Here is a 14,150-nt window from a genome sequence, read left to right as displayed (position 1 = left end):
GCTAAGAATCTCTCACCCGCCAGCAAAGGGCGGCAACACGTCGACGCGCACGCCCGGCATCAGGTCCGCGTCCAGGCGGGCCGAACGCTCGTTGACCAGGAAGCTCGACACGTCGAGGATACGCCCCAGATCCGGGTTGCCATCACTCAGGTACGCAACCAACTCGCCGAGGGTCGCGGGCGTCTCCGAGGACGCCAGCTCGCGCATGTAGCCGCCGGCCGCCTCAGCGGCCCCACCGAAGAAATGCACCGTCGTCGACAGCGGCTTCGGGTTCGGCTCATCCAGCGGGCGCAGGAACACCGTCAGGCGCAGCGGGTCGATCGGATCGACCTCCACCGACCAGCTCGCCGTACCCGTCGCCGTGCGCTCGAAGACGCGCTCGACAATGCCGCGACGCAGCTCAAGGGCCAGATCGTCAGGCGCACCGGGCTCCGTGAACGGGCAGGCCGTCAGCACGACCGCCATCTGATCGCTCTCGTGAGGCACCGAGGCGAACCCCATCGCGTTCATGAACAGGCGCACCTTGCCCAGATGACCAGCGATGTTGAAGTTCTCACGAGCGACGCGGCGCGTTGCGTGACTGTGGTCAGGCACCGACATCGTCTCCAAGGCAGCGTCCGCCCAGCGGGCGCCGATCTCACGCACCGACGCAGCCGGGTCCGCGGCGTCGGCGCGCAGCCACGCGAGCATGGACGAGGTCAGCTGCTGCAACATCTGAGCCGCAAAGGACGGGTCCGCCGGGGTCGTCGTCGAATAGCCGAGCGCCGGACGGCCGCGCCCCGACGACGGAAGCTGCTGCTTCTCCACGAGGCCCACGCCAAAAAGACCCTCCAGGGTCTCGCGCACGCTGGACACGTGCAGGCCGGCCTCCTGAGCCAACTCCGCGACGGTCACGGGCGTCGCATGCTGCGAAATACGCTCCAGGAGAGCGTGCTGGGCGGGTGTGAGGGCAGCCATTGCCTCGAGCGTCTCGGCCAGAGTCCGAGAATGGGAGGTGTCAGTCATATCTATCCTCTCTCCCTCTTAATCAGCGGAAATACACAACGATGGCATCCCCGTACGGCTTTAGCTTCCTTACATTACTTACAAATCAAACACAATTTTACCCAGCTCAACGGCCAACACGCACGACCAATGTCACTCATCGGAAACAATTGAAGGGGTCATAGAACACAATCACAGATCAGGCCACAGTTCCCTCCATATACGACGAAGGGGCGAGCAAACGCCCGCCCCCGCGCGCTGCGCCCGCCCAGCCCCGGCCTCGTCAATCGAGACCGGGACCGAGCCGCGCCATTCAGTCCGACATACCGCCGCGCGTGATCTCGTGCGTGCGGCGCTCGTCGCGCGACCGGTAGATCACCGGGGGACGCGCCACGTAGCCGACCGGCGCGCTCACCGCGTGCACGAGGCGGGTGAACGGCCAGATGCAGAAGAGCAGCAGACCAGCGATGATGTGCAGCTTGAAGCTGAGGGGCACGTCGACCATCAGGTGCGCCTGCGGGTGCAGGTAAAAGATCGACCGGAACCAGACGGAGATCGTCTCGCGGTAGTCGTAGCCCTCGTGACCGCCGAGCACCTGGTTGAGCAGCGTCGCCGCGCCGCCCAGGAGCACCGGGATAGTCAGCATGACGTAGGTGACGATATCCATGCGGGTCGTCGCCACGCGCACCGACTTGACCACCAGGCGGCGGTAGATCAGGAGCGCGAGGCCGAGGATCGTCATGAGTCCGGCGATCGATCCGGGGATCGTCGCCATCAGGTGGTAGACGTGCTGAGGCACACCGGCCGCCTCGGTCCACGTCTTCGGGATCACGAGGCCCATGACGTGGCCCACGAACACGAAGAGGACACCGAAGTGGAACATCGGCGATGCCCAACGCAGGATGGCCGGCTCATTCCACTGCGAGGAACGAGACGTCCACCCGTACTGGTCCGTCTTGTAGCGCCACGCGAGGCCCACAATGAGGATCGCGAAGGACACGTAGGGCAGGACCACCCACAGGGCAATGTCCAGGAAGGACAGCGACTGCGTCTCGGCTGCAGACGCGGCATGCATAAGTGCGGATTCCATGAACGTTACCGTCCCATCGTTGAATCGGAAGTCGGGAAGGGCGTCGCGGACAGATCGCCCACGCCCACCAGCTCGGTGGGCGGCCCCTGGCTAATGAGCTTACGGAAGCCCTCAATGGTCTTTTCGTCCGGCTCGGGCAGCGTCGCGACCAGCGCGTCCAGCAGCGGCGCGTAGGGGGAGTCCGCAGCGCGCAGCGCCGTGCGGATCACCTCGATGCCCTCGCGGTTGGAGCGCAGCAGGCCCTCGGCCGTGCCGGTCTCGTCGAACGCGGCGAACTCCAGGACCACCGGCAGGTGATCGGGAAGCTCCTCGCGTTCCATCTCGAAACCGGCGCGGCGCAGGACCTCCTTGAAGGCCAAGATGGCCTGGCCGCGTCCGCGGGTGTCGCCGTGCGTGTAGTACGTCAGGCCGAGCGCGCAGCGTCGGCGCTGGTCGAACGTCTCCACGTAGGTGGTCTGCATGGCGCGCAGGCCAGCGGCGCGAGCGTAGCTCACGAACGAGGCCAGGGACGCCGAGGCCGGCTCCGGCAGGTCCGCCAGAGCCTCCTCGACCGCGTCCAGCTTGGTCTCGAAGTCATCCCCCGGGTAGTCCAGGAGGACCGAGACCGCCATGCGCACACCGCGCGCGTCCTGCGGGTCCATCTCCGTTTCCGGAGCGGCCGTAGGAATACGCGGAATGCCGACGAAAGTACTCATCGAACGACCTCAAGAGGGAGCATCTGGCGTCCCTCCGGCGACGAGCCACCCATCGGGCGGTTCGACGTGGCGGGGGCCAGGCCGTGGAAGGCCTCGACGTCGTAGGACACCGGGCAGCCCTCGAGCTCCTTGATGCCGCGCGGCATCTCGGGGTGGGCGGTCGGGATGACGAAGCGGTCGTCGTACTTGGCGATCGACAGCAGTCGGTACATCTCCTTGACCTTCTCCGAGGTCATGCCCACGGAGGCCGGGATCTCCTCGTTCGTCGGGTTGTCGACGAAGACGTCGCGCATGTAGGAGCGCATCGCGGCGAGGCGACGCAGCGCCAGCTCCACGGGAGCCGTGTCTCCGGCCGTGAACAGGCCGGCCAGGTACTCCAGCGGGATACGCATCTGCGAGATGGCGGACAGCAGGACCTTGTGGTCCTCGCCGTCGCTGCCGGACGCGGTCACCTGGTCGACGACCGGGGACAGCGGCGGCACGTACCAGACCATCGGCAGGGTACGGAACTCGGGGTGCAGCGGCAGGGCGACCTCGTACTCGGTGATGAGCTTCCAGATCGGGGACTGCTGGGCGGCCGTGATCCACGAGTGGGGAACGCCGTTGGCCTGAGCCTGGGCGACCACCTGCGGGTCGTTCGGGTCGAGCAGGATCTCGCGCTGGGCGCGGTACAGGTCGCGCTCGTCCTCCTGGGAGGCGGCCCAGGTGACGCGGTCCGCGTCGTAGAGCAGCACGCCCATGTAGCGCAGGCGACCCACGCAGGTCTCCGAGCAGATGGTCGGCTGGCCGACCTCGAGGCGCGGGTAGCACAGCGTGCACTTCTCGGCCTTGCCCGTGTTGTGGTTGAAGTAGACCTTCTTGTAGGGGCAGGCGGACACGCACATGCGCCAGCCGCGGCACTGATCCTGGTCGACCAGGACGATGCCATCCTCGGAGCGCTTGTACATCGCGCCCGAGGGGCACGCCGACACACAGGTCGGGTTCAGGCAGTGCTCGCAGATGCGAGGCAGGTAGAACATGTACGCGTCTTCGATGGTCTTGGCGACCTGGAGGTTCATCTGGTGCAGGACGGGGTCCTGATCCAGGGTCTCCATGGAGCCACCGAGGTCATCGTCCCAGTTCGGGCCCCACTCGGGCTTGTCGATGTGCTCGCCCGTGATCTTGGACTTCGCGCGGGCCGTCGGGATCGCGCGGGAGTTCGCGGGCGCCTGGAGCAGCTTGTCGTACTCGTACGTCCACGGCTCGTAGTAGTCCTTCATGGTCGGCTGCGTCGGGTTCGCGAAGATCTTCGCGAGCGAGGCGACGCGTCCGCCCTGACGGGGAACGAGGCGGCCCGTGGCGGTGCGCTTCCAGCCACCCTTCCACTTCTTCTGGTCCTCCCAGCCGCGGGGGTAGCCCACGCCGGGACGGGTTTCGACGTTGTTGAACCAGATGTACTCGGTGCCCTCGCGGTTCGTCCACACCTGCTTACAGGTGACCGAACAGGTGTGGCAGCCAATGCACTTGTCGAGGTTCATCACCATCGCGATCTGAGCCATGACCTTCATCAGAACTGCACCTCCTGGGAGCGGCGGCGGATAACCGTGACCTCGTCGCGGTTATTGCCGGTGGGACCGTAGTAGTTGAACGCGTAGGCGAACTGCGCGTATCCGCCGGCCAGGTGGCTCGGCTTAATGAAGATTCGGGTCAGCGAGTTGTGCGTACCGCCGCGCTTGCCGGACTCCTCGTTCAGCGGGGTGTTGATCTGGCGATCCTGGGCGTGGTGCATGAACACCGTGCCCTCCGGGATGCGGTGGGAGACAACGGCGCGAGCCGACACGGTGCCGTTACGGTTCTTCGCCTCGATCCACTCGTTGTCGCGCACGCCGATCTTCTCGGCGTCCTGCGGGCTCATCCACACCGTCTGGCCACCACGACCCAGCGTCAGCATGTACGGGTTGTCGTAGTACTGGGAGTGGATGGCCCACTTGTTGTGGACCGTCAGGTAGCGCACCGCGACCTCGGCCTGACCCGGCTGACCGGGACGATGGTCGCCGACGGGGCGCTCACCGTAGATGTGCGCCAGGTCGAGCGGGGGACGGAAGATCGGCAGGGACTCGCCCATGTCCATCATCCAGTCGTGGTCGATGTAGAACTGCGGGCGACCCGTGAGCGTGTGCCACGGCTTGCGGCACTCGACGTTCTGCACGAAGGCGCTGTAGCGGCGTCCGCCGTGCTCGGAGCCCGACCACTCGGGGCTGGTGATGACGCTGCGCGGCTGCAGGACGGTGTCCTGGTAGGTGATCTTCTTTTCTTCGTCACCTTCGGCCAGGAACGCCATCTCGTTGCCGACGCGCTTTTCCAGCGTGCGGAAGCCCTGAACGGCCAGCGAGCCGTTCGTGGTGCCCGAGAAGCGCAGCGCCATGTTCGCCGCCTTGATGGCGGTGTCGCACAGCGGCATGCCCTCGCCGGCGTTGCCGTCCATGGGGGCGCGGCCGTTGAGGTCGCCGAGCTGCTCGTACGCCTCCTGCATGTTGTACGCCACACCCTTGGAGGCCAGGCCAGCCTTGGGCACGAGCGGTCCGATGCGGTCGTACTTGTAGCCGACCTGCGTGTAGTCGCGCTCGATCGCAACCAGCTTCGGCATGGTCTTGCCGGGCGTCCACGTCTGCTCGGGAACGACGCCATCCGCCATGGTCATGGCGTCCGGGGAGTCGTGCCCCAGCGGAACCGCGACGACGTCCGTCTGGGTGTCCAGGTGGCCGGGGGCCATGCGGCCGACGAGGCGAGCCAGGGTCTGGAACACCTCGAAGTCAGTGCGTGCCTCCCACGGCGGGTTCACGGCCTCGTCGAAGCAGTGCATAAAGGGGTGCATGTCCGTGGAGGACAGGTCGTGCTTCTCGTACCACGTGGCGGCGGGCAGCACCACGTCGGAGTGCAGCGTCGTCGAGGTGTTACGGAAGTCCGCGACCCACATGAGGTCGAGCTTGCCGGGGTGAGCCTCACGCCAGTTGACGGACGCGGGACGGTTGCCCTCTTCCAGCTCCTCGGCGTTGACCTCGTTGCCGGTACCCAGCATGTGACGCAGGAAGAACTCGGTGCCCTTCGCGGACGAGCCGAGCAGGTTCGTACGCCAGTTCGCGAGGATCTTCGGGACGTTGTGATGGGCGTCCGGGTCCTCGATCGCGAACTGGAGGCGACCCTCGCGCAGCTCCTGGGACACGTATTCCGCGGGGGCCATGCCGGCCTCGGCGGCCTCGCGGCCCAGCTGGGTCGAGCCCTTGGAGAACGTCGGGTAGCAGGGCATCCAGCCGCGCTGAACCGACTCGACGAGGGTGTCGACCAGCTGCTTGCCGTCCAGGTTCGAGGACTTGATCGGGTTTCCCATGGCCGAGGCCGCAGCACCGTCGTAGCGCCACTGGTCCGTGGTCATGTAGTACCAGCCGGTGGAGATCATCTGGCGCGGCGGGCGTGCCCAGTCCAGGGCGAAGGTGAAGGAGCCCCAACCCATGATCGGGCGGACCTTCTCCTGACCCACGTAGTGGGCCCAGCCGCCGCCGTTGCGGCCCTGGGTGCCACACATTTCCGTGAGCGCCAGGAACGTACGGTACATCTCGTCGGAGTGGTAGTAGTGGTTCGTGCCGGCGCCCATGAGGATCATGGAACGGCCCTGCGTCTCAACCGCGTTCTGCGCGAACTCGCGGCCGATCTTGATGGCTGCGGCGGCGGGAACCGACGTGAACTCCTCCTGCCACGCAGGGGTGCCCGGCGTGGAGGCGTCCATGTAGTCGGTGGGCCACTCACCCGGCAGGCCCTCACGCTCGACGGCGTACTGGGCGAGCAGGATGTCGAACACGGTCGTCACGAGGCGGCCGTTGACGCGGCGCGCGGGCACGCCACGCTTCACGTAGCCGCCGCCGACCGAGGCCTGGCCAGAGGCTGCGGGCAGGTCGAAGCGCGGCAGGGCGATCAGGGCGGCTTCCCACTCGTCCGTGTCCATGATGGACATGACGGGCTCGACGCCGTCCAGGTTGAGGTTCCAGTGGCCGGCGCCCTCCTCGCCGAAGCGATCGGCGAGCGTGCCGCCCGGGTCCTTGACCGTGCCGTCGGCCTCGATGACGAGGGGACGGAACTGGTTGTTCTCGGTACGCTCGGTCGTGCCTGCGGGCATCTTGGCGGCCGTCAGGAACTTGCCGGGGACCAGGGTCGTCGGGGCGACGCCCTCGTGGGCACCCTCGCCGACCTCGTTAATCTCCACCAGGAACGGGGAGTCGGTGTAGCGCTTCATGTAATCGAGGAACATGGGCTCGCGCTTGCCGACGTGGAATTCCTTGAGGATGACGTGGCCCATCGCCTGCGCCAGGGCGCCGTCCGTGCCGGGCTGGACGCGCAACCAGTCGTCCGCGAACTTCGTGTTGTCCGCGAAGTCCGGGGACACGACGATGACCTTCTGGCCGTGGTAGCGGGCCTCGGCCATGAAGTGAGCGTCGGGGGTACGGGTCAGCGGCAGGTTCGTGCCCCACATGATGAGGTACTGCGAGTTGAACCAGTCGCCGGCCTCGGGCACGTCGGTCTGGTCGCCGAACACCTGAGGCGAGGCTGGAGGCAGGTCCGCGTACCAGTCGTAGAAGGACAGCATCGTGGCGCCGATGAGCTCGTGGAAGCGGGAGCCCGCACCGTAGGAGATCATCGACATGGCGGGGATGACCGAGAAGCCGGCGATGCGGTCGGGGCCGTACTGCTTGATCGTGTGCACGTAGGCGGCGGCGACGATCTCCATCGCCTCTTCCCACGACACGCGGACCATGCCGCCGCGGCCACGCTGCGACTTGTAGGCACGCGCCTTCTCCGGGTCCTCAACGACCGCGGCCCACGCGTCGACGGGATCCCCGAGGCGCTTCTTGGCCTCGCGGAACATGTCGAGCAGGACGCCGCGCACGTAGGGGTACTTGATACGGGTCGGCGAGTATTCGTACCACGAGAACGCCGCGCCACGCGGGCAGCCGCGGGGCTCGTACTCGGGCATGTCCGCGCCGGTGGTCGGGTAGTCAGTCTGCTGGGTTTCCCAGGTGATGACGCCGTCCTTGACGAAGATCTTCCACGAGCATGAGCCCGTGCAGTTCACGCCATGGGTGGAGCGCACGATCTTGTCGTAGCTCCAGCGGTCGCGGTAGAAGGAGTCGCCGTCGCGGCCGCCCTCTAGGAAGAGCTGGCGCGCGTCGGCGGACGCCTTGCCGCGACGCAGCCACGAGCCGAGCGCAAACAGAGTCGCGCCGGTCGCGGGCTTGACCTCGCCGCCGTAGGTCGGGAAGGTCATATCGGATTCGAGATTCGTCATGGGGTGCTCCTAAGAGTCGATTGACGAGGCGGTGGCAGGTCCGTCGGCACCACGCAGTGCCGGGTGGATCAGCCGGGGAACGGGGCGTTCTTGCGCGCGTACATGATCCAGCACAGGACCGAGCACAGGGCGCAGAAGATGGCGCAGCCCGCGAAGAAGACCGGGGCGCTGATGGCGGAGAGCGCGACGCCGACCAGGAAGGGGCCGAGGGACGCGATCGCCGAGGTGAAGCCGATGGCGCCGCCGGCCTGGCGGGCCGGCATGATCATCGGCATCTGCTTGAAGGTACCGGCGTTACCGAAGCCGGAGAACAGGAACATGGTGAGCATGAGCGCCATGAAGATGTAGAAGTCGGTCCAACCGGTGGGGTTCTTGAGGACCCAGGCGACGCCGCCCAGCGTGATGGCCATGCCGACGCCGGAGATGAAGGTCCAGATGGCGCCGCCCATCCGGTCGCAGAAGATGCCCCAGGACATGCGGATGATCGAGCCGATGAGGGGGCCGAGGAAGGCGAAGGTCGCGCCCTTGACGCCCAGCTTGAGGATGGAGTCGCCGCCGAACTGGTTGTTGATGAGGAGGGCGAAGACGGCGGAGAAGCCGGAGAACAGGCCGAAGGTCATGACGTAGAGGATGGTCATGTACCAGGTGTTGGGGTTGGAGAAGATGTCCAGCTGCTGCTTGATGTTGGCCTTGACGGGCACGTCGCGCAGCCAGATGAAGGCGAGGATCGCCGCGAGGATGCACCAGGGGACGAAGAAGGCCGCTGCGTTGTAGACCCAGATGCTCTCACCGACGTGTTCGCCGGCCTGCTCGCCGACCTGCGTCTGCGGGGCAAGCCAGGTCATGCCGACCAGGCCGAAGCCCATGAGGATGGGGCCGACCAGCTGGATGACAGACATGCCGAGGTTGCCGATGCCGCCCTGCAGGCCGAGCGCCGTGCCGACGAGGCGCTTGGGGAAGAAGTAGCCGGTCGAGGGCATGTAGCCGGAGAACGCGCCGCCGCCGATGCCACACATGAAGGCCAGGGTCAGCAGGACCCAGTAGGGAGTCGTCTTGTCCTGGACCGCGAAGAACCAGCCGGCCATGGGGATGATGCACAGCAGGGAGGTGATGCCCACGAGCTTGCGGGTGCCGATGAGCGGGGGCAGGAACATGTAGATGAGGCGCAGGATGCCGGCGGCGAGGCCGGGGAGGGCGGTCAGCCAGTACAGCTAAACCTTGTCCAGGCCAAAGCCGAGAAGATTCAGCTTCGGCGCGATCGCGCTGGGCAGGAACCAGACGCAGAAGGCCAGGATCAGCGAGTAGGTCGTGATCCACAGCGTGCGCCACGCAAGCTTCGAGTCCCACTTGGATTCGTCGTTGGGGTTCCAGTCAGTGAGCAGGTAGCGGCTCTTCTTGGCCGCGGGGTCGGTCGCGCTCATGGCTCTCCTCGTGTCTGAAGGGAGTCCGGGCGCGGGCGTGCGCCGGACGTTCTTTAACACGGAGGCTACCAAGCGAAATAACAGACCATCGGTGCATCGTTTTGTGGCGTACGCCACCCTTGTGGGGACAAGGAAAACTAGGGTTTCCGCGCAGATTCTCCGGGCATCCCAGGCCTCTATCGACCGCTGTTACAAAACACCGGTGTTACGCAATTAGCCGGGGCGTTACCCGCCAATACGGCTCATGGTGCGCGACGGGCGCGCAAAGGCATCGATATTGAGGCCGTGCGCGGCCGGCTTGGCCCACATGGCGTCGGCCCAGCGCGCGGCGATCTGCGCGTCATCCCCGCCACCGCGCAGCAGGTCCCTCAGCGAGGTTTCCTCCGTGGAAAACAGGCAGGAACGCACCATGCCGTCCGAGGTCAGGCGGGTACGATCACACGCCCCACAGAAGGGCTCGGACACGGAGGCAATGACGCCGAGCATCTTGGTCGGATCGCCGTCCACGATCCAGCGCCCCGCGGGCGAATGTGGGTCCTCGCGCTGCGCGGGGGTCAGCGTGTGGCGAGTCCCCATGATGTGCAGGATCTCGTCCGCCGTCAGGATGTTCTGACGATCCCACGTGTCCGGCGGGCCGATCGGCATCTGCTCGATAACGCGCAGCTCAATGCTCCGATCCAGGCAGTAGTCGACCAGGTCGGGCAGGTCGGCCTCGTTCATGCCCCGCAGCACCAGGGTGTTGACCTTGATCGGACTCAGGCCCGCGCGCGCGGCGGCCTCGATCCCCTCGAGGACGTCATCGAGGCGGTCGCGCCTCGTAATCGCCGCGTAATGCTCACGATCCAGGGAATCCAGGGAAATGTTGACGCGAACCAGGCCCGCGTCCTTCAAGCCCTGGGCACGCTTGGCCAAGCCCAGCGCGTTCGTCGTCAGCGCCAGGTCGGGCGTACGCCCCTCGTCGGTCACAAGCTGGGCACACTCCGCAATAATCGTCTCGAGGCCTCGGCGCAGCAGCGGCTCGCCGCCAGTAAAGCGGACCTGGCGGATACCCAGCTGCTCGACACCGATGCGAACGAGGCGCACAACCTCCGCGTCAGTCAGCGTCTCCTCAACCGGCAGCCAGTCCAGCCCCTCGGGCGGCATGCAGTAGGAGCAGCGCAGATTACAGCGATCCGTCAAGGAAACCCGCAGGTCACGGGCCACTCGGCCGAAGGTGTCGACGAGTCGCAACGGCGCGTCATGCGCGACCGCTCGGGTCGCGCGCGCGGCGGATACAAACTCGACTGACATGGCGACACCCTACCGCGTTTTACCTGGTGTTCGCCCCTCGAAAAACGCTGTGTGCCCCGAAACCGCGCCAAAACCTCGTCACCTGAGAGAAAGGGAACAATGGACAGCGGCAACGAAAACCTCTCAACCGGGATAGCGTGAACGTAACAGAGCCACCCGAGCGAGGAGCACCATGCGCGCCGTCGTCATGCACGAACCCGGCAACGTCACCGTCGAAGAGATGCCGATGCCCACCATCCTGGAACCAACGGACGCCATCATCAGGCTGGCGGCCACCTGCATCTGCGGCTCGGACCTGTGGCCCTACCGCGGCGCCCAGCCCGTCCACGAGCAGCGCATGGGCCACGAGTACGTCGGCACCGTCGTCGAGGTTGGCTCGGCCGTCACCACCGTGCGCCCCGGCGACTTCGTCGTCGGCTCCTTCTGCATCTCCTGCGGCGAGTGCGCGATCTGCCGCACCGGCTACCCCTCGCGCTGCGCGACCGCCGCCGCCCAGGGTGAGCCTTTCGTTGGCACGCGCACTGGCGGCACTCAGGCCGAGTATGCGCGCATCCCCCTCGCGGACGGCACGCTGGTCAAGACCCCCGGCACGCCCACGCGCGAGCAGATTCCCTCGCTCCTGGCCGCCTCCGACGTGCTGGGCACCGGTTGGTTCGCCGCTGACGAGGCCGGGGCTGGTCCCGGCGCAACCATCGTCATCGTGGGTGACGGGGCTGTGGGCCTGGGCGCGATCATCGGCGCCCGCCAGCAGGGTGCCTCACGCATCATCGCCATGTCGCGCCACGCGGACCGCCAGGCCCTGGCTCGCGAGTTCGGTGCGACCGACATCGTTGAGGAGCGCGGCGAGGAGGGCATCGCCCGCATCAAGGAGATGACCGGCGGACTGGGTGCCGACGGCGTCGTGGAAGCGGTGGGCAACGAGGTGGCTTTCAACCAGGCGCTCGGCTGCGTGCGCCCTGGCGGTCACCTGTCGTTTGTGGGCGTGCCGCACGGCGTCTCTCTGGATATGAGCCGCATGTTCGCCGCCGAGGTGCACATGTTCGGCGGGCCCGCCCCCGTGCGCAAGTACCTGCCGACCATGATCAACATGATTTACCGCGGTGAGATCAACCCTGGCGCCGTCTTTGACCTGTCCCTGCCGCTCGAGCGCGCAGCCGACGGCTATGCCGCCATGGACGAGCGCCGCGCCACGAAGGTCATGCTGACCGTCTGACGCCGGCGGCGCTGCGGGCGTTGCGGGCGTCCCTAGCGTCGCGGGCGCGCCTAGCCTTGCTGGCGTCGCGGGCATCGCTGGCGTCCCGAGCATCGCTGGCGTCCCGGGCATCGCTGGCGTCCCTAGCCTTGCTGGCGTCCCGGGCATCGCTGGCGTCCCTAGCCTTGCTGGCGTCCCGAGCATCGCTGGCGTCCCGGCCCCTATCCGCACGCAAACCCCCTATTCCGAGCGTGGGCGCCCCCGCCCACACCCGGCAACAACGCGTCTAGCCACAGCCCACCCGCCCGGCCACACCCGGCCACAACGCGCCCCAACCAACCGCGGCTCCGCCGCCGCGACTCGGCCGCGCCAACGGGGGGTTTTACTACCATAGACGCCCCGCCACGGCGTGTCGCCGGCGTGTCACACCCCTATGGTCGCAATTCCCCCCACGCACCCACCCACAACCGCCAACCCTGCGCCCGAGCAACAACGCAGCACCCCGCACACCCCGCGCCACGCCCACACACAACCTCACCACCGCAGCATTCGCAGACCCCACCTCGACACCACCCACGCCAACGGGGGGTTTTACTACCATAGACACCCCACCACGGCGTGTCGCCGGCGTGTCGCAGCCCTATGGTCGCAATTCCCCCCACGCACCCACCCACAACCGCCAACCCTGCGCCCGAGCAACAACACAGCACCCCGCACACCCCGCGCCACGCCCATACACAACCTCACCATCACAGCATTCGCAGACGCCACCTCGACACCACCCGCGCCTATCGGTGAACCCAAGCTGCGCGCATACCCATACGCGGACTCGCTGCCATCCGCCCCATGTCCAACCGCCACCGCAATGCCGCCCACGCCCACCACCGAACCCGAGTTGTAAGCGAGTGCCCAGCCACGGCCTCGTCCCTCACATAATGACCTTTACCTGTAACAACCAACTATTGGATGCAGCTTGAAGAAATCAGACCGATTCAGTTTGTGCAAACTGCAACGAACAGAGAATTAACGAACTAGAATCTACGCATGAGCCCAACAGACGGGAGCATCGAGGCTCCCTTCCTCCTCCGTGCCGTTGAACGCGCACTCATACGAATTCCTCGCTCCAGCCACCACGGCCTCACGAAGACACCGACCGCAATACGGATTGCGGGCAGGACATACCTCGATCTGGCGCGGCTGGGTAGCATTGCTGCCGTACAGGTGCCGGAGGTTGTACTCGCCGCGCGCCTCTACCACCTCGCCTACACCCACCGCTCCATGGCCGTCACCGGTCAGTGCGCGCTATGGGCAACCGGCCGCGCCAGCGACCCGCCTGTCCCTCCCATTACCATCGCCACACCAAAGCCAACGCGCCCGATCAAGCTACCCGCGGTGACCATCGGATCTCACAGGTTCCCACCAGTCACAGTCAAACCCCGCCACGTCCATCTTTCGACGCACGTCGCCGATGCACGCGGGCTCCTGATCGAAAACCTTGAGTCGGCGCAGGTTACCGTCGCGAGGACATCGAACAACCCACGAGCTGCATTCACACAGCTATGCATGATCGGCCACGTCTACACGCACTTTGACAACTTCCACCTTCCCGTGTCCCGCGGCAACGAGGAGGCCTGGAAGTTTTTGCTTGAGCGCGAACTGAAAGCGCTCGGAAATCGAGCGCACGGGCGAGCCCAGGCTCGCTGGATCATCGACCACGTGGATGCCGGATGCGCATCTCCCGGCGAGGCTCGACTGCTCTACGAGCTATGCGTCGCAGGCCTTACTGGCATGCAGACTCAGGTCGAGGTACATACGCACGGTCACCGCTACTTCATCGACTGCGCGTTCCTGGCGGAACGGATCGGCATAGAGTTCGACGGTCGCGCCAAATACGGAGAGACCCCTTCAAGTATTCATGCGTCGCTCGCCCGAGAGCGCGAGCGCCAACGGCACCTTGAAGCAGAGGGCTGGCACATCATCCGGGTCGGCTGGCGTGACCTCGAACACCCGGCCGAGCTCATCGCACAGATTCGCGCCGCGCTCGCCGCCCGCCAGGGGTGAGCGACGGCCCCAGCACAGCTTCCCAGCCGCGCCGACGGGGGGTTTTACTACCATAGACACCCCGCCACGGCGTGTCGCCGGCGTGTCGCAGCCCTATGGT

At 66.3% G+C, this 14,150-nt stretch carries 8 protein-coding genes and 1 pseudogene; 2 read left to right on the top strand and 7 right to left on the bottom strand.

The window, feature by feature from the left end; genetic code table 11:
- Positions 1-12: 12 nt before the first annotated feature.
- The 7 genes and pseudogenes from O3669_RS08600 to moaA all read right to left on the bottom strand — a co-directional run bounded on the left by O3669_RS08600 (position 13) and on the right by moaA (position 10,797).
- Complete coding sequence (locus O3669_RS08600) at positions 13-1,005, bottom strand: MoaD/ThiS family protein (protein WP_371524386.1); 993 nt, start codon at positions 1,003-1,005, stop codon at positions 13-15.
- A gap of 292 nt (positions 1,006-1,297) precedes the next feature.
- On the bottom strand, positions 1,298-2,074 hold the full coding sequence (narI, locus tag O3669_RS08595; protein ID WP_314769743.1) for a respiratory nitrate reductase subunit gamma: 777 nt from the start codon (positions 2,072-2,074) through the stop codon (positions 1,298-1,300).
- 5 nt (positions 2,075-2,079) lie between these two features.
- On the bottom strand, positions 2,080-2,769 hold the full coding sequence (gene narJ / locus O3669_RS08590) for a nitrate reductase molybdenum cofactor assembly chaperone (protein ID WP_314769744.1): 690 nt from the start codon (positions 2,767-2,769) through the stop codon (positions 2,080-2,082).
- On the bottom strand, positions 2,766-4,316 hold the full coding sequence (gene narH / locus O3669_RS08585) for a nitrate reductase subunit beta (RefSeq protein WP_371524385.1): 1,551 nt from the start codon (positions 4,314-4,316) through the stop codon (positions 2,766-2,768). Before narH ends, narJ begins: the two co-directional genes overlap by 4 nt.
- Positions 4,316-8,086, bottom strand: coding sequence for a nitrate reductase subunit alpha (locus O3669_RS08580; protein WP_371524384.1), 3,771 nt, complete (start codon positions 8,084-8,086; stop codon positions 4,316-4,318). The genes narH and O3669_RS08580 overlap by 1 nt, the downstream gene beginning before the upstream one ends.
- A 68-nt stretch (positions 8,087-8,154) precedes the next feature.
- A pseudogene (locus O3669_RS08575) lies at positions 8,155-9,507 on the bottom strand (MFS transporter).
- 225 nt (positions 9,508-9,732) lie between these two features.
- A complete protein-coding gene (gene moaA, locus O3669_RS08570; protein ID WP_371524383.1) occupies positions 9,733-10,797 on the bottom strand; it encodes a GTP 3',8-cyclase MoaA in 1,065 nt (354 codons plus the stop codon).
- A 172-nt stretch (positions 10,798-10,969) separates the two neighbouring features.
- On the opposite strand from moaA, the gene O3669_RS08565 reads away from it, so the two are divergent.
- Both O3669_RS08565 and O3669_RS08560 read left to right on the top strand, forming a co-directional pair.
- On the top strand, positions 10,970-12,010 hold the full coding sequence (locus O3669_RS08565) for a zinc-dependent alcohol dehydrogenase family protein (protein ID WP_371524382.1): 1,041 nt from the start codon (positions 10,970-10,972) through the stop codon (positions 12,008-12,010).
- Positions 12,011-13,033: 1,023 nt separating this feature from the next.
- A complete protein-coding gene (locus O3669_RS08560) occupies positions 13,034-14,050 on the top strand; it encodes an endonuclease domain-containing protein (RefSeq protein ID WP_371524381.1) in 1,017 nt (338 codons plus the stop codon).
- Positions 14,051-14,150 lie beyond the last annotated feature (100 nt).

This window comes from Pauljensenia sp. 20925_1_34, assembly GCF_041432775.1.
Lineage (GTDB): Bacteria > Actinomycetota > Actinomycetes > Actinomycetales > Actinomycetaceae > Pauljensenia.
Note: the sequence above shows the minus strand (reverse complement) of the source record. Positions and strands in the feature narration are given on the sequence as shown.

What these genes read in the sequence shown, in the direction of transcription:
- O3669_RS08600 (WP_371524386.1), bottom strand. Translation starts at nt 1,005, where the DNA reads ATGACTGACACCTCCCATTCTCGGACTCTGGCCGAGACGCTCGAGGCA.
- narI (WP_314769743.1), bottom strand. Translation starts at nt 2,074, where the DNA reads ATGGAATCCGCACTTATGCATGCCGCGTCTGCAGCCGAGACGCAGTCG.
- narJ (WP_314769744.1), bottom strand. Translation starts at nt 2,769, where the DNA reads ATGAGTACTTTCGTCGGCATTCCGCGTATTCCTACGGCCGCTCCGGAA.
- narH (WP_371524385.1), bottom strand. Translation starts at nt 4,316, where the DNA reads ATGAAGGTCATGGCTCAGATCGCGATGGTGATGAACCTCGACAAGTGC.
- O3669_RS08580 (WP_371524384.1), bottom strand. Translation starts at nt 8,086, where the DNA reads ATGACGAATCTCGAATCCGATATGACCTTCCCGACCTACGGCGGCGAG.
- moaA (WP_371524383.1), bottom strand. Translation starts at nt 10,797, where the DNA reads ATGTCAGTCGAGTTTGTATCCGCCGCGCGCGCGACCCGAGCGGTCGCG.
- O3669_RS08565 (WP_371524382.1), top strand. Translation starts at nt 10,970, where the DNA reads ATGCGCGCCGTCGTCATGCACGAACCCGGCAACGTCACCGTCGAAGAG.
- O3669_RS08560 (WP_371524381.1), top strand. Translation starts at nt 13,034, where the DNA reads ATGAGCCCAACAGACGGGAGCATCGAGGCTCCCTTCCTCCTCCGTGCC.